This window comes from Rhodococcus quanlei (assembly GCF_055231015.1).
Genome location: NZ_JBUYWD010000026.1, coordinates 58,289 through 78,688 on the forward strand (window position 1 = coordinate 58,289; position 20,400 = coordinate 78,688).

At 65.7% G+C, this 20,400-nt stretch carries 6 protein-coding genes; 5 read left to right on the forward strand and 1 reads right to left on the reverse strand.

Annotated elements, in window-relative coordinates:
- The first annotated feature begins 49 nt into the window (after positions 1-49).
- The 5 genes from ACZI8Q_RS18680 (at position 50) to ACZI8Q_RS18700 (ending at position 19,555) form a co-directional block, all read left to right on the forward strand.
- On the forward strand, positions 50-1,861 hold the full coding sequence (locus tag ACZI8Q_RS18680) for an ABC transporter substrate-binding protein/permease (RefSeq protein WP_463375064.1): 1,812 nt from the start codon (positions 50-52) through the stop codon (positions 1,859-1,861).
- Positions 1,862-1,864: 3 nt separating this feature from the next.
- Positions 1,865-2,620 carry an amino acid ABC transporter ATP-binding protein gene (locus ACZI8Q_RS18685; protein WP_463375065.1) on the forward strand — a complete coding sequence of 252 codons (756 nt, stop codon included), beginning with the start codon at positions 1,865-1,867 and terminating at the stop codon, positions 2,618-2,620.
- A gap of 145 nt (positions 2,621-2,765) precedes the next feature.
- Entirely contained in the window at positions 2,766-4,838 is a 2,073-nt protein-coding gene (locus ACZI8Q_RS18690) for a PhoX family protein (RefSeq protein ID WP_463375066.1), read from the forward strand.
- A 165-nt stretch (positions 4,839-5,003) separates the two neighbouring features.
- Complete coding sequence (locus ACZI8Q_RS18695; protein ID WP_463375067.1) at positions 5,004-18,467, forward strand: amino acid adenylation domain-containing protein; 13,464 nt, start codon at positions 5,004-5,006, stop codon at positions 18,465-18,467.
- Between the two features lie 14 nt (positions 18,468-18,481).
- Entirely contained in the window at positions 18,482-19,555 is a 1,074-nt protein-coding gene (locus ACZI8Q_RS18700; protein ID WP_463375068.1) for an alpha/beta hydrolase, read from the forward strand.
- A 39-nt stretch (positions 19,556-19,594) separates the two neighbouring features.
- On the opposite strand, the gene ACZI8Q_RS18705 is transcribed toward ACZI8Q_RS18700, so the two are convergent.
- Complete coding sequence (locus ACZI8Q_RS18705; protein ID WP_463375069.1) at positions 19,595-20,338, reverse strand: glycoside hydrolase family 25 protein; 744 nt, start codon at positions 20,336-20,338, stop codon at positions 19,595-19,597.
- Positions 20,339-20,400 lie beyond the last annotated feature (62 nt).

Sequence of the window (20,400 nt, forward strand, 5' to 3'; positions counted from 1 at the left end):
TTGGGGTGGTGTGGGTGGGAGACGAGCAGGGCGGGTTTACGCTGCAAGAATGCTTCTCTCCGTTCCACCGAGACTTCGCGTCGCGCTGGCACTGGCCCTCGCCGCAGTCCTGACGTTCGCGCTCGCGTCGTGTGGGAGCGGCGACGGTTCAAACAGCAACCCCGACGGTCTGTGTGCGCCACCGGGAGTGAGCTCCGCAAGTGCCGTACCCACCAACTTCGACGCCGCCGCAGCAGCCGCCTCGGTGGACCGCTACACCACCGAGGACGTCACCCCCCTCGATCAGATCGACACCTCACAGTTGAACCTGATCACCCCCGGCGTACTCACCGTGGGCACGCTGTCGGATGCGCCGCCGAGTATCTGCGTGAACTCCGACAACCGGTTCACCGGCTACGACAACGAACTGCTCCGGGCAGTCGCCGAGAAGTTGGGGCTCGAGGTTCGGTTCGTGGGCACCGACTTCGCAGCGCTGCTCGCCCAGGTCGCAGGTCACCGCTTCGACGTCGGATCCTCGTCGATCACCACCACCGACGAGCGACGCAAAACTGTCGGCTTCACCAACGGCTACGACTTCGGCTACTTTTCCCTGCTCGTACCCAATGACAGCCCGATCACCGGATTCGACGCGCTCGACGCGAACACCCGGATCGGCGTGGTGCAGGGCACCGTGCAGGACGAGTATGTAGTCGACGAACTCGGCCTGAACCCGGTGAAGTTCCCCGACTACAACACCGCATACGCCAACCTGAAGACCGGGCAGATCGACGCCTGGGTGGCCCCGTCGCAGCAGGCGGAAGGCGCCATCGCACCCGGTGACCCGACGAAAATCGTCGAGAACACGTTCAGTCTCAACAACTTCATCGGTTGGGCAGTCGCCCGCGGCAATCAGCCGTTGATCGACGCGTTGAACTCGGGGTTGGACGCGGTGATCGCGGACGGCACCTACTCGGAGCTGTATTCCGACTGGGTGCCACGAGAGATGCCGGAAGGCTGGAAGCCCGGCAGCAAGGCGGCACCCGTTCCGGACCTGCCCGACTTCGCCGCAATCGCCGCCGAGAATGTATCCGACCAGAAACCGGCCCCGGCCGCCGAGGAGAAATCGACTCTCCAGCAGCTGAAGGACACCTTCTTCGACTGGGAACTGTACAAGAGCGCCTTCCCGGACCTGCTGAAAACCGGTCTGCCCAACACACTGATCCTGGCACTGTCCTCCGGGATCATCGGCACGATGCTGGGTATGCTTCTGGCAGTCGCGGGCATCTCGCGCACGCGCTGGCTCCGCTGGCCCGCCCGCATTTACACCGATATCTTCCGCGGTCTACCCGCCGTCGTCGTCATCCTCATCGTGGGCCTCGGCGTGGGGCCTGTCGTACGCGAGATCACCGACAGCAACCCTTACTGGCTGGGTGCTGCGGCACTCTCTCTCCTGGCCTCCGCGTACATCGGTGAGATCTTCCGCTCCGGCATCCAGAGCGTGGAACCAGGACAACTCGAGGCGTCGCGTGCGCTCGGGTTCAGCTATCGCAAATCGATGTCCCTGGTGGTGATACCGCAAGGTGTCCGTCGAGTTCTCCCCGCACTGATGAACCAGTTCATCTCGCTCATCAAGGACTCGTCGCTGATCTACTTCCTCGGGTTGCTCGTCACCCAACGCGAGCTGTTCGCGGTGGGCCGAGATCTCAACGCGCAGACCGGAAACTTGTCTCCGCTCGTCGCAGCGGGCCTGTTCTATCTGGCCCTGACAATCCCGCTGACGCACCTCGTCAACTACATCGACCATCGCCTGCGCACCGGCCGTACCGACAAGTCAGGCACGCTCGACCCGGTGGAACAGTCCATCGTCGTGGAAAGGGGATAGGCCATGACGGTCCAGGAGGACAGTTCGGCGAAAAACTCGGTGTCATTGACGGGCACCAACATTCACCTCGCCTTCGGCGCAAGCAAGGTGCTGCGCGGCGTCGACATTCACGTCGATGCCGGCCACACGGTCACCGTCATCGGACCGTCGGGCTCCGGAAAGTCCACCCTGCTACGGGCTCTGAACCGGCTCCACGAACCCGACCAGGGTGACATACTCCTGGACGGCAAATCCGTCCTGAAGGACAACCCGGACCGCCTACGTCAGCGGATCGGCATGGTGTTCCAGCATTTCAACCTGTTCCCACACAAGACCGTAGCCGACAACATCGCGCTGGGCCCGCACAAGCTCAAGGGTATGAGCAAAGCCGAAGCCCGCGAGGTCGCCCGCGAACAGCTCGAACTGGTGGGTTTGGCGAACAAGGCGGATTCGCGTCCGGGAAACCTGTCCGGCGGACAGCAGCAGCGCGTCGCGATCGCCCGTGCCCTGGCCATGAAGCCGGAGGTGATGTTCTTCGACGAGGCCACCTCCGCACTCGACCCCGAACTGGTGAAGGGCGTGCTGGCGCTCATGGCGGACCTCGCCAAAGGCGGCATGACGATGGTCGTGGTGACCCACGAAATGAGTTTCGCCCGTGAGGTATCGGACACCGTGTTGTTCATGGACCACGGCGTCGTCGTCGAAACCGGGAAGCCGCAACAGATCTTCGACAAACCCGAAACCGATCGCCTGCAGAAGTTTCTCTCCCAGGTCCTCTGACCCCCTGTGAGTGGTCAACGAGTGTCTGTACTCGTCAACCACTCACAGGGGAGGAGTTGGCCGGGCGTTCACGAAAACGTTCCCTTCCACACGTTTGAGACTTCTACGCTGCCCGAGTTGTCCATAATCGACTCAGGAGTACACCGTGGGTTTGAAACCTCTTGCGCTGTTCGTGAAGCACGACGGCAGTTCCGCACGCGCAGCCGTGACGTGCCAATACAAGTGCGGAAACCAGTGCTCGCACGAGGTACCCAACAACTCCGGTGGTGAATACTTCCGCGACATCGCGCGTACGGCGCTCTCGCGTCGAGGAGTGCTTCGCGGTACCGGCATGGCTGTCGTCGCGGTAGGCGCGGGCAGTCTGCTGGCCGCGTGCTCCGACGACTCCGGCTCGGTCACGAGTGGCGGGACCAACACCACGGGTAACGGAGCTGTCCCTGCGGGTACGAATTTCGACGCGGTACCTCCCAACACCGATGACGCGGTCACCGTTCCCGCCGGCTACGAGCAGGCCGTCGTGATTCGCTGGGGCGACCCTGTGCTCGAGGGCGCTCCGGCGTTCGATTTCGACAACCAGACTCCAGGCGCACAGGAAAGGCAGTTCGGTTACAACAACGACTTCGCCGGACTTCTGCCCGTCGAGGGCCGACCCAACACATTCCTGCTGGTCGTCAGCCACGAGTACAGCACCGAGCCAATGATGTTCCGTGATTACGACGCTGAAAACCCCACACTCGAGCAGTTCCAGATCGCCCTCGCGGCCCACGGACTGTCCGTCGTCCAGGTGAAAGGCGAGAACGGATCAGGCAAGCTCACACCGGAATTCGGTCCGCAGAACCGGCGCATCACCGCAAGCACCGAGTTCCTCGTCACCGGACCTGCAGCAGGAAGCGCCCTTCTGAAGACCACCGCAGATCCCACCGGAACGAAGGTGGCCGGCACGCTCAACAACTGCTCCGGTGGGTTGACCCCATGGGGCACAGTGCTGTCCGGTGAAGAGAACTTCAACCAGTACTTCGGCAACGCTGATACCGTCACCGACCCGTCAGCAGCGGAGCGCCTGAAGCGTTACGGCCTCGAAGGTGGCGCTTCCGAGCGCCTCTGGGAGCGTTTCGATCCCCGATTCGACATCGCGCAGGAACCCAACGAGGTGCACCGCTTCGGCTACGTCGTCGAGGTCAACCCGTGGGATGCGTCGTCGGTGCCTGTCAAGCACACTTCACTCGGGCGTTTCAAGCACGAGGCCGCGACCGTGTACATCACCGACGACGGCACCGTGGTCGCCTACAGCGGCGACGACGAAAGGTTCGACTACATGTACAAGTTCGTGTCGAGCCGCAAGAAGATGGACGGCAACGGACAGGCCGCGATGCGTCACAACATGACGCTACTGGATGCCGGAACCTTGTATGTCGCAAAGTTCTCGGGCACCTCCGATGACGAGATCGACGGGTCCGGAAAGCTCCCCTCCGACGGCAAGTTCGACGGCACCGGCGAGTGGATTCCGTTGCTGCGCACGGGCGACGACGGCAGAGGTGAGTCGCTGGTGGACGGGATGAGCGCCGAGGAAGTCGCGGTGTTCACCCGACACGCGGGCGACAAGGTGGGCGCCACCAAGATGGACCGGCCCGAGGACTTCGAACCGAACCCGAAGACCGGCAAGGTCTACGTCGCACTCACCAACAACAGCAAGCGCGGAACCGACGGCAACCCGGCGGCTGACGAAATGAATCCCCGCAACACCAACAAGAACGGTCAGGTTCTCGAACTCGACGACGACCACGCGGGCACGGCGTTCACCTGGAACCTCCTACTGGTGTGTGGCGACCCCAAGGAGGCGGACACCTACTACGGCGGTTTCGACAAGGACGCGGTCAGCCCGATTTCGTGCCCGGACAACGTTGCATTCGATCCGCACGGAAACCTGTGGGTCTCCACGGACGGCAACGCACTCGACGCCAACGACGGGTTGTTCAGTGTTGTGCTCGACGGCGACCACCGGGGCGAGACGAAGCAGTTCCTGTCGGTGCCGGTCGGCGGCGAGACCTGCGGACCCATCGTCACGGAGGATCGCGTGCTGGTCAGCGTGCAGCACCCTGGCGAACTCGACGAAGCCACGATCGAGTCGCCCGGATCGCACTGGCCCGACGGTGGAGACTCGCAGCCCCGGCCGGCGGTCGTCGTCGCGTGGAAGACCGACGGAACCATCGGATCCTGACCTGCAACATCTCAGATAATGAGACATTGGATCCATACTGTGTAATATCACGTGGGTCACAGTCGATACCGAAATGCGGCAAATACGTCATTCGTGACGTGCACCTCGGTCCCGATGTCCGTGAGTGCCCCTGACGACGGGAGTGCATGCGGATAGGAGTCGGCGGTGACGGGTGGAACGACGATGCCAGGTCAGCAGGCTGCAACAGCTGCCGAGCATCGATCACCGCTCTCGCCGGCCCAGCGGGGAATGTGGTTCGCTCAGCAGCTCGCCGGCGACGTGCCGATCACGATAGCCCAGTACGTGGACATCACCGGCGAGCTCGACGCCGAACTCCTCGCCGCCGTGAGCCGTACCGCGGCGGTCGAGGTGGGGTCCGGCTTGCTGCGGATCGAGCAGGCGTACAGCGGACCAGTTCAGTACGTCGACGACAGCTCGCCGAACACCGTCGACATCCACGACTTCCGCAGCCGCACCGACCCGGTGACGGCGGCACTGGAGTGGATGCGGCACGAGTCGGCGAGCTCTCTCGACGTCCTGCGGGACCCGCTGGCGGCCGGGGCGATCCTGCGCGTCGCCGACAACCGCAACTTCTGGTTCGCGCGCAGTCATCACATCGCCCTCGACGGACACGGTGCCATGAACTTCATGAACCGGGCAGCCGAGTTGTACACCGCGAGTGTGCGCGGTTACGAGCCCGCGCCGTGCCCGGCCGTGTCACCCGCCGAACTCACCAGAGCCGAGGAAACCTATCGGTCCTCGAGCCGGTTCGACACCGACCGGACGTATTGGTCGCAGCAGACGCAGCACCTGCCGGAGCCGGTGAGTTTGTCACGATCGGGTCCCGCACCGGTCTCGGGTCAGTCGTTGATATGCGGCGGCACGCTCACGGAGTCCGCATCCCGTGCCCTCGAGCGACTTGCCGACGAGACGGGTGCGAGCGCGGCACCGATCATCGTCGCCGCCTTCGGCGCCTATGTTGCTGCGTTGACCGGCTCGGAGGACCTCGTACTGAGTCTGCCGGTTTCTGGTCGGGTCACGGTGGCACTGCGTCGCTCGGGCGGCATGATGTCCAACATCGTTCCCCTGCGCCTGCAGGTGCCGGCCGACACGACGACCGGCGAACTGATCGATGCGGTGCGCACCCGCCTGACCGGTGCTCTTCGGCATCAGCGGTACCGGCACGAGGACATCCGCCACGACCTCGGTGACAGCTCAGCGAATACCGGGTTCTTCGGTCCTGCGGTGAACATCATGATGTTCCACCGTCAGATCCAGCTCGGCGACCTGGTGGGCGAGTTCAATGTTCTCTCCACCGGACCGGTCGACGACCTCTCCGTGAACCTGTATCCGTCCGTGGCGGGCGGAACCACACGAATCGACTTCGAGGCGAACCCGTCTCGCTACGACGAGCGCGAGCTGCGTACGCTGCATGAACGGTTCCTGCGAGTGTTCGAGCAGTTCGTCACCGCCGGACCGGATCGACTTCTGGCGACGCTGAATCTCCTCGACAGGGCCGAACGAGCAGAACTTCTGCCGGCCCGAGGCACCGCAGGCGGTTCCGAGCTCACCTTGCCGGAAGTGTTGTCCGACACTGTATCCCGTCACCCCGACGCTGTCGCTCTGATGGGCATGGGGACAAGCCTCACCTACGCAGAGCTCGAGCACGCATCGAATCGGCTCGCGCGGGTTCTGATTCAGCACGGGGCAGGGCCGGAAACCTTCGTCGCCGTTGCGGTCACCCGCTCGTACGAGTCCGTCCTCGCCGTGTGGGCCGTGGCGAAGACCGGCGCCGCGTTCGTCCCGGTGGATCCCAACTATCCGGCCGCCCGCGTCCAGCACATGCTCACAGATTCGGGAGCTACACTCGGCCTCACCACCGCAGCCGCGCATCCTCTACTTCCGGGCGAGACGAACACCACCGAGTGGCTGATCCTCGATTCGGACGAACTCGCCGAACGCACCGCCGCGCAACCCGGCACCCGGATCGAGAACAACGAGCGCGTTGCCCCTCTGCGCCTGCACCATCTCGCATACATCGTCTACACATCGGGGTCCACAGGCACACCCAAGGGTGTTGCCATGTGGCACACCGGCCTTCACAACTTCGTAATCGAGCAGCAGGGACGGTACGGGGCCGGCCCGGGCTCGCGAGTTCTGCATGTCTCCTCACCCAGCTTCGACGCCTCCGTGTTCGAGTACCTTTTGGCTTTCGGCTCCGGCGCCGCCCTGGTAGTCGCACCCCCCGATGTCTACGGCGGCACGGAACTGCACGCGCTGATCGCGGAGCATTCGGTTTCACACGCGTTCCTCACCCCGGCACCGCTCGCCTCGCTGTCGCCGGTCGGCCTGGACTGTCTGACCGATCTGACCGTCGGCGGCGAAATCGTGCCGACGGAATTGGTGCAGCGGTGGGCACCGAGCCGGCGTCTGTTCATCGCCTACGGGCCGACCGAGACCACGATCATGGCCACGATCAGTGAACCGATGCGGGCCGGTGACCTCGTGGATCTGGGCGGGCCACTGCGCGGCACCACCGGCGTCGTTCTCGATCGACGATTGCGGCCCGTTCCGCCCGGTGCTGTCGGCGAACTGTATCTGGGCGGCGTGGGTCTCGCTCGCGGCTACCTCGAGCGGCCCGGATTGTCGTCGGGTCGATTCGTCGCGTCACCGTGGGGACGGCCCGGCGAACGCCTCTACCGCACGGGCGATCTCGTCCGCTGGCAACGCTCCCCACGAACCGGGGCACTCTCGATCGGGTACGTCGGCCGGTCCGACTTCCAGGTGAAGATCCGTGGCTTGCGCGTCGAGTTGGGCGAGATCGACCACGTCCTCACCGCACACCCGGCCGTGGAGTTCGGTGCGACCCTCGGGGTGGACGGTCCGCACGCCGCGGTGCTGGTGGCGTACGTGCTTCCGACGCCGGGCAGCCCGGTCACACCGAACGAGCTGATCGACCACCTGGCGCAGTCGTTGCCGACCCATATGGTGCCCACCCAGATCATCCTCCTCGACCACGTGCCGCTCACCCCGGTCGGAAAGCTGGACCGAAAGGCTCTTCCCGCGCCGCAGTTCGGAGCGTCCGAGCACACCCGTCGACCACGGACCGTGACCGAGGAACTCCTCACGGCCACCGTCGGCGAGGTCGTGGGTGTTCCCGATGCCGGGGTGGACGACAGCTTCTTCGCCCTCGGCGGGAACTCCCTCTCTGCCACCCAGCTGGCAGCACGCGCCTCCGCCATTTTCGGTGTGCATCTCACTGTTCGCGACGTGTTCGAATCACCGACTGCTGCGCGCCTCGCCGTCCGCGTCACCGAACTGCAAGCGACCACCGAAACGGGGCGGATACCGCTCACGGCAGGCCCGCGACCCGATCACGTGCCACTGTCCCTCTCACAGCAACGCCTGTGGTTCCTGAACCGTCTCGATCCGACCTCGGGTGCGGACAACATTCCGGTCGCGATCCGGCTGAGCGGGGACCTCGACATCCCCGCCCTCACCCGTGCACTGCACGACGTGGTGGACCGGCACGAAACCCTGCGGACGGTGTACCCGGAGAACGCGTCCGGCCCTCATCAGGTCGTTCTCCCCGTCGAGCAGGCCCTTCCCGATCTGACGGTTCGTTCATGCGATGAGAGGAACCTCGTCGGTGCGTTGTTCGAGTTCGCGGCACCGGGATTCGACCTGGCCGACGAAACCCCGGTGCGGGCAACCCTTCTGCGGCTGTCGGCGTCCGAGCACGTCCTGGTCATCGTCGTCCACCATGTCTCTGCAGACGGCTGGTCGATGACTGCCCTGGCCCGCGATCTCATGCTCGCCTACGGTGCCCGCAACGCGGGTACCGACCCGGCGTTCGCTCCACTGCCGGTGCAGTATGCCGACTTCACCCTGTGGCAGCGGGCCCTCATCGGAGACGAGATGGCGGATGTTTCTCCGGCCCGGACCGATGTCGACTACTGGCAGTCCGTCCTCTCGGGACTGCCTGACCAGATCGAGTTGCCCCACGACCGTCCGCGCCCGCCCGTGGCCTCGTACCGGGGTGACACGGTGAAGTTCGCGGTCGACGCCGAAACCCACGGACGGCTCGCCACTCTGGCCCGGCAGCACGACTGCACGCAGTTCATGGTGATGCACGCAGCACTGACGGTTCTTCTGAGCCGACTCGGTGCGGGCGACGACATCGCCGTAGGTACGCCGGTGGCCGGACGCGGCGCTGCCGAACTCGACGACGTGGTGGGCATGTTCGTCGGGACCGTCGTGTTGCGAGGCACGGTCCGTTCGTCCGACACGTTCTCGGAACTCCTGCGGCGGTCGCGGGATGTGGCGCTGGGCGCATTCGCGCACCCGGACGTCCCGTTCGAGCGTCTGGTGGAAGTTCTCAACCCCACTCGCTCGACCGCCCGCCACCCGTTGTTTCAGGTGATGCTTGCGTTCCAGAATCTGGCGCCGGCCGCGCTGGAACTGCCGGGTCTCACCGTGCAGACCGAGGAGATCGACACCGGACGGTCCAAGTTCGACCTGCAGCTCACCATGGTCGAGCACGCCACCGGTGATGGTGCCGCAGCTGGCATAGACGCCCAGTTCACTTATGCCACCGACTTGTTCGACAGGTCGACGGTGCAGGCTATGTCGGAGCGCCTGTGCCGCATTCTCGATGCCGTACTGGCCGACCCGGCGGTCGTCGTCGGCGACATCGACGTGCTGTCCGAACCTGAACGTGACCAGATTCTCCGTCGGTGGAACTTCACCGATGTCGAGGTGACTCCCGCAACGATGGTCGACCTGTTCGATACCCAGGTGGCACGTACCCCGGACGCGGTCGCCGTGATCGCGGACCCGGAAGGTGAGGTCACCGGCGCCCTCACCTACTCCGAGTTCGACTCCCGCGCAAACCGTCTCGCCCGGCACCTGATCGCCTCGGGCGTGGGCCCGGAATCACGGGTTGCGCTGGCCATCTCCCGTTCGGTGGATCTGCTCGTCGGCATGTACGCGGTGGTCAAGGCTGGCGGTGCCTATGTGCCGATCGACATCGAACACCCGGCAGACCGGATCCGGTACGTCGTCGAGGCGTCGAACCCCGTGTGCGTACTCACCACCAGCGGCGACACGGTGGCCTTGCCCGCAGATGCCACCGTATTCACGATCGACACCCTCGACGTATCCGGGTTTTCTCCGGCGCCTGTCACCGACTGGGACCGCCTCGCCCCGCTGCGCACGGAGAACAGCGCCTACCTCATCTTCACGTCCGGTTCGACGGGACGACCCAAAGGCGTGGAGGTGTCGCACCACGCTGCGGTGAACCTGCTGCAGTGGATGCAGATCCACCTGCCGCTGACGGCCTCCGACCGCGTGATACTCAAAGCCCCTGTCACGTTCGACGTTTCGGTGTGGGAATGCTTCGGCGTCCTCGGCGTCGGCGGAAGCCTGATCGTCATACGACCGGACGGCCACCGCGATCCCGCATATCTGCACCGGGTCCTCACCTCGGAGCGGGTCACGATCGCCGAATTCGTCCCGTCGATGCTGGACGTGTTCCTGTCCACACCGGAGTTGGCGTTGCCGGACACCCTCCAGATGATCTACGTGGGCGGCGAGGCCGTGTCACGGAGCACCGCCAATCGTGTGCTCGAACTGGGGATGCGGTTGGGCAACTTCTACGGCCCCACCGAAGCCGCAGTCACCACCACTTACCACGAGGTCCTGACGGGGGAGATCGAGGCGAACGTGCCGATCGGCCACCCCGTCTGGAACACCCAAGCGTTCGTTCTCGACGACCGACTGCGGCCCGTTCCGGTCGGTGTCCTCGGCGAGCTGTATCTGGCCGGGGAGCAGTTGGCTCGCGGGTACGCCGGGCGTCCCGATCTGAGTGCGACGCGATTCGTGGCCAACCCGTTCGGCAATCCTGACGGTCGTATGTATCGCACCGGCGACCTCGTGCGCCTGCTGCCCGACGGAAACATAGATTTTCTGGGCCGAACCGACTTCCAGGTGAAACTGCGGGGTCTGCGCATCGAGCTGGGTGAGATCGAGGCCGTCCTGCTCGCTCGCGACGATATCGACCAGGCCGTGGTGTTGGTGCGTGAGGACGTACCGGGCCAAGCCCAACTGGTGGGCTACCTGACCGGACGGATCGATCCGGTGACCGGCAGGCGCACCGAGCCGGACCTCGACACAGTCCGCGCGGATCTTTGCACCCACCTTCCCGCCTACATGGTTCCGGCCGCGATGCTGGTGCTGCCGCAGTTGCCGATCAATTCGACCGGCAAGCTGGACCGCCCCGCCCTGCCTGTCCCCGAGGTCACCGCCGCCGCCTACCGGCCTCCCCGTACGCCCGTGGAAGTGGCGGTCGTCGAGGTCCTCGCCGAGCTGCTCGGCAGTGAACGGATCGGCCTGGACGACGACTTCTTCACGCTCGGCGGCAACTCGCTGACCGCTACCCGTGTCGCAGCTCGGCTCGGTGCGGTGTTGGGTGCCACGGTGCCGCTGCGGCTGCTGTTCGAGGCACCGAAGGTCGCCGATCTCGCCGCGCGGATCGCAGAGGAGATCGAACCCGGAGGACACTGCAACGAACTCGTCGCGGCGGTGCGTCCTGCCGTGATCCCACTGTCCGCTGCCCAGCAACGAATCTGGTTCCTGAACAGGTTCGACCCCGCATCTGCGGCCTACAATCTGCCGTTCACCGTACGGTTCCGAGGTGCCCTCGACGTCGTTGCCCTCGAGGCAGCACTGAGTGACGTGATCGCCCGGCACGAGACGCTGCGCACCCGATACCCGGAGTCGGCGCACGGTCCACACCAGCTGATCTGCGAAGACGCCCACTTCGCCCTGCCCGCAGAAGAGATCGCGCCCCACGACGTACCGGGGCGCATCCTCGAATTGGCATCGACCGGGTTCGACGTCACGACCGAACTCCCGCTGCGGGCAACGTTGTTGCGACTCGATACCGAAGAACACCTGCTCGTCGTCGTGATGCATCACATCGCCTCCGATGGCTGGTCGGTGGGCCCGCTCGCCGGTGATGTAATGCGGGCGTTCGCTGCTCGCTCCCAGGGACTCGACCCCGAGTTACCGGCATTGCCCGTGCAGTACGCCGATTACACACTGTGGCAACGAAACCTGCTCGGAGACGAGAACGATCCGGATTCGACGTCGGCCCGCCAACTGGATTTCTGGCGTCACACGCTCGACGGGCTGCCCGGCGCCACCGATCTGCCGACCGACCGGCCACGGCCCGCGGAACCGACCCATCGCGGCGCGGTGGTGGAGTTTCCCGTCTCAGCGCACCTCCACGACGGAATGCGCGAGATGGCCCGCGCCGGGCAGTCCAGTGTCTTCATGGTCGCGCACGCCGCGCTGACCGTCCTGCTGCACCGACTGTCGCACTCCGACGACATCGCCGTCGGTACTGCCGTCTCCGGTCGCGGGCACGCCGACCTCGACGATCTGATCGGCATGTTCGTCGGCACCCTCGTGCTGCGCACCCGGGTGGACCCGGCCGCCGGCTTCGACGAACTCCTCGCCAGTACCCGCGACGGCGATCTTGCCGCCCTGGGCCACGGCGACCTGCCGTTCGAACGAATCGTGGAAGCCCTGAACCCGCCGCGTGAGCGTGGGCGGCACCCTCTGTTCCAGGTCGCGCTGTCCCTCGACGACGCCGCCCTCACCGAGTTCGCCCTGCCCGGCCTGCACACGACTCTCGAGCCGGTCGATGTGCATATCGCCAAGTTCGATCTGCAGCTCACGTTGGCAGCGCAACCCGACGGCGGTATGCGTGGTGTGTTCACATACGCAACCGATTTGTTCGACGAATCGACGGTCCGCTCGTTCGCCCACCGCTACCTGCGCATCCTCGAGGCCGTGACTGCGGACTCTGCTCTGCCCGTCGGGGACATCGACATACTCGGACGGAGCGAGCGCGCCGCACTCGTCACTACGGTTCCACAGTCCGCCGTCACGCCGGTCACCCTGCCGCAGCTGCTGGCATCAGCAGCGCGCAACGCGTCTGCACCCGCCCTGATCGCCGGGGACCAGGTGATCTCGTACGGGGAATTGGACCAGCGCTCGAACATGCTGGCCCGACTACTCGTCGACCTCGGTGTAGGCCGGGGCGCCGTGGTGGCGCTCGGTATGGCCCGGTCGGTGGAGTTCGTTCTCGCTGTGTGGGCGGTTGCCAAGACCGGTGCGGCGTTCGTGGCCGTGGACCCGCGCCATCCGGCACAGCGAATCGCGCACACGATCGCCGATTCCGGTGCCCTGCTGGTCCTGACCGGATCGTCGCCGGTGAACCTACCCGCATCCGTGGAACGTCTGTGCATCGACGCCGAGGCGTCGGTTGCCGCAGCACACCCCGGAACGGCCGTCGACCTCGACGTACCGCCAACCGGTCAGGACGTCGCCTACCTCATCTACACCTCGGGTTCGACAGGCCGTCCGAAGGGCGTGGCCGTGACCCATGCCGGTCTCGGCGCCGTGGTGACCGAACAGCGCGAACGGTTCCTCGTGGAGGCTCGATCACGGGTGCTGCACGCCGCATCACCTAGCTTCGACGCCTCCGTCTTCGAACTTCTCATGGCCGTCGGGCCAGGTGCCGCACTCGTCATCGCACCCGCCGACGTGGTGGGCGGCGACGATCTCGCCGACGTCATGCGGCTCGGGCGGGTGAGCCACGCTGTCGTCACACCGGCAGTGCTCGGATCGGTGGATCATAACGGCCTCGACGACCTGCACACGGTTATGTTGGCCGGTGACGTCTGCCCGCCCGAACTGGTGGCGCGCTGGGTTCGTCCGGCCACCCATCTGATTCCCAGGCGGCACATCTTCAATGGTTACGGGCCCACCGAGGCCACCATCTGGGCGACGGTGGCCGGCCCGATCTTTCGCGACAAACCTGTCACGATCGGATCCGCGATCGCCGGTCTGCGTGCCACCGTCCTCGACGGGCGTCTGCACCCGGTTCCCGACGGGGTGACAGGTGAGCTGTATCTGGCGGGCACAGCGCTGGCCCGCGGTTATCTGGGACGACCCGATCTGACCGCCGGCCGCTTCGTCGCCGACCCGTTCGTCTCGTCACCGGGCGCGCGGATGTACCGAACCGGTGACATGGTCCGTCGACGTCCCGACGGGGCTTTGGAGTTCATGGGGCGCAGCGACTTCCAGGTGAAGATTCGTGGTCTGCGCATCGAACTGGGTGAGGTCGACACCGTGCTCGGTGCCCATCCGGCACTCGAGTTCGCGACCACCATCGGCACCGCGGGACCCGGCGGCGATCAGCTACTCGTCTCGTACGTGAAGGCGCGTCCCGGCGTCGTGGTCGATCCCGCCGAGCTTCGTGAGCACGTCGGCCGGTCGGTGCCGCGCTACATGGTGCCGGCGCACGTCGTCGTGCTGGACGAGGTTCCGCTGACGCCGGTCGGCAAGCTCGACCGTGCTGCACTTCCGCAGCCCACGCCCACGCCCCGTCTGCACCGTGAACCCGGCACACCCACCGAGATCACGATCGCCGAGATCTTCCAGGACGTCACCGGCGCGGCCGCAGTCGGTTGCGACGACAGCTTCTTCGAGTTGGGCGGTAACTCGCTGACTGCCACCCAGGTCATTGCCCGGCTCCGCAGCGACCTCACGTCCGCACTGGTGGTACGCGACCTGTTCGACGAGCCGACCGTCGCCGGGCTGGCCGCACGGGTGGACGCGGGCAGCCACGACGGCGCGAGGCGCCCCGCCCTGGAACGTCGAACACGGCCGGATCGGATTCCGCTCTCGCCGGCGCAGCAGCGGATGTGGTTCCTCAATCGTTTCGATCCCGCGTCACCGAGCTACAACCTGCCGCTGGCGTTGCGGCTCACCGGCGATCTGAACCCGTCAGCGCTGCTCGCGGCCGTCGGCGATGTGACGGCCCGCCACGAGTCGCTGCGCACCGTCTACCCGGACACTCCGGATGGGCCGGTCCAGCAGGTGTTGTCACCGCATTCGCGTGCGGCCGCCGTTTCCTACGATTCGGTTCTGGTGGCCGAGACGGAACTCGAGAAGTCGATTCTCGAGTTCGCGGCGCAGGGTTTCGATGTGACGAACGGTGTGCCACTGCGTCTGCGCCTGTTCGAACTCGGCCCCCGTGAGCAGGTGCTCGTCCTGGTCACCCACCACATCGCTGCGGACGGCTGGTCACTCGGCCCCCTGGCCGCGGACATCGGCTGCGCCTATGCGGCCCGTGCCGCCCGGCAGCGCCCCGAATGGGCACCGCTGCCGATCCAGTACGCCGACTACACCCTGTGGCAGCACGAACTTCTCGGCCCAGCCGACGCCCAGGATTCGACCGGTGCGGCGCAGATCCGGTATTGGACCGATGCCCTGGCAGGGTTGCCCGAGCAGATCGAGCTGCCTGCCGACCGGCCGAGGCCGGTGCATCGCAGCGGGCACGGCGACCAGATCGGTTTCGAAATCGATGCGCGCACTCATGCTTCGCTGCAGCGATTGGCACGCGAGCACGGCGCCACCACGTTCATGGTGGTTCATGCCGCCGTGGCTCTGCTGTCGAGCCGTATCGGCGGCGGAAACGACATCGCCGTGGGCGCCCCGGTCGCCGGACGAGGTGACGCGCTGCTCGACCCGGTGATCGGCATGTTCGTCAACACACTGGTGTTGCGGACCGTCATCGACGACGCAGCGAGCGTCACCGACCTGCTCACCGACGTTCGACGGACCGACCTCGATGCGTTCGCGCACGCCGACGTCCCCTTCGAGCGGCTCGTGGAGATCCTCCGCCCGACCCGGTCCACGTCGCGGCACCCGCTGTTTCAGGTAGCACTGACCTTCCAGAACCTCACCGTCCCCACGCTCGAACTGCCTGGGATGACGGTGTCGGTTCTCGATACCCATACACCGGTGTCGCATTTCGATCTGGGTTTCACTCTCACCGAGAATCGCGCAGACGACGGGGGTGCCCACGGCCTCACCGGCCGACTGTCCTACGCGACGGACATGTTCGATCGCGATACAGCACAGCATCTCGTCGACAGGTTCGTTCGGCTGCTCTCCGTTCTGCCTACCGACCCTGACGCCGTCATCGGCGATCTGCCGCTGCTCACCGAAACCGAGCACCAGATCATCACCGGCGCGTGGAACGACACCGCCGCCACGTTGCCGGCCGGCACACTGCCCGGGCTCACCGACCGTCAGGCCGCGGCGACACCCGATGCGGTGGCGTTGACCTTCGAGAACGAGAACCTGACCTATCGGGAGTTCGACCAGTGGTCGAACCGGTTGGCGCGCGCATTGATCGATCAGGGTGTGGGACCCGAAGTACGGGTGGGTCTGGCCTTGCGCCGGTCGACGGAACTGCTCGTCGCCGTGCACGCCGTCATCAAGGCGGGCGGCACCTACGTTCCGCTCGACCCGGACCAGCCGACCGAACGCCTCACCGGATTGGTGTCGGATGCCGAGGTGGCCTTCGTTCTGGCCGCCTCGCTCGAAGACGGCGTGCCCGGCACCGCGACGCTTCCCGTCCCGCGTTCGAGCGAGCTCGTCGGCTACACGGCTGCTCCGATCATCGACGCCGAGCGTACGGCTCCATTACGCCCGGACAACACGGCATACGTTCTGTTCACCTCCGGGTCGACCGGTCGCCCGAAGGGCGTGGCCATCACCCACAGTGCCATCGTGAACCGGCTGCTGTGGATGCAGTCGGAATATCCGCTCGCTGCCGACGATGTGGTTCTCCACAAGACCCCGACCACCTTCGACGTGTCCGTGTGGGAACTTCTGTGGCCGCTGCACACCGGCGCACGCCTTGTGGTGGCGGCACCGGAGGGTCATCGTGACCCCGACTACCTGGCTCAGCTGATCCACGACGAGTCGGTGACGACGGTGCACTTCGTGCCCTCGATGCTGAACGTATTCCTCACCGGCCGCAGCACCTCTCGTGCCGCGTGCCTGCGTCGGGTGATCACCTCGGGTGAGGCCTTGTCTGGGAACACCGCCGCACTGCTGCACCGGAGCCTCCCAGGCACCGAACTGCACAATCTGTACGGCCCCACCGAAGCTGCCGTGGATGTCACCTTCCACCCGGTCACGGAAAGGACCGAAACGGGGGTGCCGATCGGTGTGCCCGTGTGGAACACCGAGGTCTACGTGCTCGATCGCAGATTGCATCCGGTCCCGGCAGGCGCCATCGGCGAGTTGTATCTCGCCGGTGTGCAGCTCGCCCGGGGCTACGTCGGCCGTGGCGCGCTCACGTCGGAACGCTTCGTCGCGAGCCCCTACGGATCGCCGGGCACACGCCTGTACCGGACAGGCGACGTTGTCCGATGGAATCGCCACGGCCAGCTCGAGTACCTGGGGCGCAATGATTTCCAAGTGAAGCTGCGAGGTCAACGCATCGAACTCGGTGAGATCGACGCCGCGCTACACCGAGTTCCGGGTGTCACCGAAGCCGTGGCGTCGGTGCGGGGAGACGGCGACGCCGCACAACTCACCGCACACGTCGTGGGCGACGCTGTGCCGGAGAAAATTCGAGAGGCATTGCGGCACATGCTGCCCAGTCATCTCATTCCGTCCACTGTGTCGGTTCTGGATGCGATGCCACTCGGTCCCAACGGCAAACTGGACCGAAAGGCCCTGCCCGTACCGGATGTCGCTGCGCGCGAATTCCGGGCACCGAATACGCCTCTCGAACACGCGATCGCGAACGCGTTCTCCGAGTTGTTGGGCATCGATCAGGTGGGCGCCGACGACGACTTCTTCGAACTGGGTGGCACCTCGCTGGTCGCGACCCGAGTGATCACCGAGGTCGCCGAGTCGACAGGGGTGAGCCTGCCGGTAGCCTGGCTGTTCACCGATGCCACACCCGCCGCGCTCGCCCGTCGTCACGACGCGCAAAGCGAAGGCGACACCGCAGGCTCGTTCGACGTGGTCTTGCCGCTTCGTCCGGGCGGCGACCCGATCTACTGCATCCACCCAGTGCTCGGGTTGTCCTGGAGCTACGCCGGCCTCGGCAGGCACCTTCAAGGCCACGGCCTGGTCGGGTTGCAGTCACCGATGTTCACCGAGGACGGGCCCTTCGGCACAATCGACGATCTCGCAGATCGCTACGTGGCGGAGATTCGCGCGGTGCAGCCCGTCGGCCCCTACCGTCTGCTGGGGTGGTCCCTCGGCGGCGTGATCGCGCACGCGATGGCCGTCCGGTTACAGTCCGCCGGTGAAACCGTGGAGTTGCTGGCACTTCTCGACAGCGCTTTCGGTGCCACCGCCGACAACGGAAACGCGCCCGCGGCCGAGGATGTGCTCGGTGGGTTCGGACTCGACCAGCCCTTCTCGTCGCTCACCACCGATCGCGCGGAACGTATGGTCGCCGCGTCCGCCTCGTGGTCGACGAGTTTGGTCGATCACCAGCCGGCACATTTCGACGGTGACGTAATGTTCTTCACCGCCACCGGTGACGATCCCACCGGTTCACGACTGGCCGAGGACTGGCGCCCCTACGTCGGCGGCACTTTCGTGAACCACCCCGTGGACGTCACGCACTGGCAGATGACCTCCCCCGCGGCGTTGGACGTGATCGGCCCTGCCCTCGCTGCCCGCCTCACCGCAAGTACCGACCCGACCGCGACAGCCCGAACCGAAGTACCCCGGAAGTGAAGGTGAACGTCCTCATGCCCAGCACGCGCACTCGTCGTGTCCGCCGACTCGGTGGCCGCTCTGCCATCCTCGCCCTCGCGGTGACCGCTGGCATCGCTACCACTTCCGGGGTGGCGACGGCCGAGCCGACGTCGATCTCCGAGAACATCGTCGCGGCAGCACAACCGTCCGAGAACGGTTCGCACCTCACGAGTGTCACCCAGGAGAGCGACACCGAGTTCACCGCCTATGTGTACTCGGCCGCTATGGACAAGGACATAGAACTCCATGTGCTCCGGCCCGCCGGGCCGAGCGAGCCGCGACCGACCCTCTACCTGCTCAACGGCGCCGGCGGAGGCGAGGACGCGAGCGGTATCGACTGGAAGGACCGTACCGACGTCGTCGAGTTCTTCGCCGACAAGAACGTCAACGTGGTCATCCCGATCGGCGGTCAGACCAGCTACTACACCGACTGGCAGCGAGAAGATCCCGTCCTCGGACGCAACCAGTGGACGACGTTCTTCACCGAGGAACTCCCTCCCGTCGTCGACTCGGCACTGGGCGGCAACGGTCGTAATGCGATTGCCGGACTGTCGATGTCCGGTACATCGGTGCTGGCCCTGGCCGAGTCGAGCCCAGGCCTGTACGACGCAGTCGCCGCGTACAGCGGATGTGCGAGCACGAGTGACCCGGTCGGGCAGGCCTATGTGCGGACGGTGGTCGAGGCCCGCGGCGGCGGCAACACCCAGAACATGTGGGGCGCTGTAGGCGACGGCGGCTGGGCCGCCAACGATCCGCTTCTGCATGCCGAGAAGCTGCGCGGCACCGCGCTGTACATCTCCTCCGGCAGCGGCCTGATCGGTGAGCACGACAACTTGAACGCACCCGATGTTCAGGGCGACCCGAGCGTGCTCGTCCAACAGATCGTCGTCGGCGGGGTCATCGAGGCGGCCACCAACGAGTGCAGCCACCGCCTCAAGGAGCGCCTCGACTCACTGGGTATTCCGGCGACCTACAACTTCCGGCCCAGGGGCACTCACTCCTGGGGTTACTGGGAAGACGATCTGCACGACTCCTGGCCGATGATCGCCGAGGCCGTAGGACTCTGATCAGCGCCGAGGCCGTAGGACTGTGAATATCCCCGGGAGCTAGCTTCCGAACATGCCGATCTTGTTGGCATACCGGTTGAAGTCGCCCTGCGCGCCGCTGTAGACGTTGAGGTCGATAGCAGCGTTGACGCCGGGAATACGGCCCGTGCTGGTGTATTGCCAGAACGTCCAGTGGTCCCAACCGCCCGGCAGCGGGCCGGGGGCGCTCTGCCCGTTGTAGTCGGCGATCCACAGCGGGTAGTGGCTGAATTCGGTGGTGTTCGCCATCGCGGTGCGCCAGAAGTGCGGATAGGTGTAGATGATCGGCTGGCGCCCGGTGAGAGCCTGGACCGTGTTCAGGTAGCGGTGCGTCCAGTCGATGAGCTGGGCTGGGGCAAGGCCGCCGCTGTGCTCGAGGTCGAGGACGGGCGGCATGTCGCCAGGACCGTTGAGACCCAAGACCACGGTTGAGAAGAACGCAGCCTGTGCTTCCGGCGATTTGGTGGGGTCAGCGTAGTGATACGCGCCGCGCGCCATCCCGGCCACCCGCATCGCCAGTGAATCCTGAATGAAGTACGGGTTGATGTAGTTGAGGCTTTCGGTTGCCTTCACCATCGCGAATTCGTGCCCGGAGTTGCGGACGGCGAACCAGTCGATGGGGGAGCCACCCGGATGTTGCCACGAAGCCACGTCGGGGCCGCGAACCGGTTCTGCCTGAGCAAGACCCGGCGCAGTGACGGCAACGCCGCAGGCCAGCAGGATTGCTGCTAATCGTCGGACACGAACTTGTGTGACCCAAGTCATAACCAGAGGATAACGGGTAACGGACGGTGCCACAGGCTAACCACGGATTGTTATAAAGGCCG

Excerpts from the sequence above, each read along its gene's own strand:
- ACZI8Q_RS18700 (WP_463375068.1), top strand. The coding sequence starts at position 18,482 with ATGCCCAGCACGCGCACTCGTCGTGTCCGCCGACTCGGTGGCCGCTCT.
- ACZI8Q_RS18685 (WP_463375065.1), top strand. The coding sequence starts at position 1,865 with ATGACGGTCCAGGAGGACAGTTCGGCGAAAAACTCGGTGTCATTGACG.
- ACZI8Q_RS18680 (WP_463375064.1), top strand. The coding sequence starts at position 50 with ATGCTTCTCTCCGTTCCACCGAGACTTCGCGTCGCGCTGGCACTGGCC.
- ACZI8Q_RS18705 (WP_463375069.1), bottom strand. The coding sequence starts at position 20,338 with ATGACTTGGGTCACACAAGTTCGTGTCCGACGATTAGCAGCAATCCTG.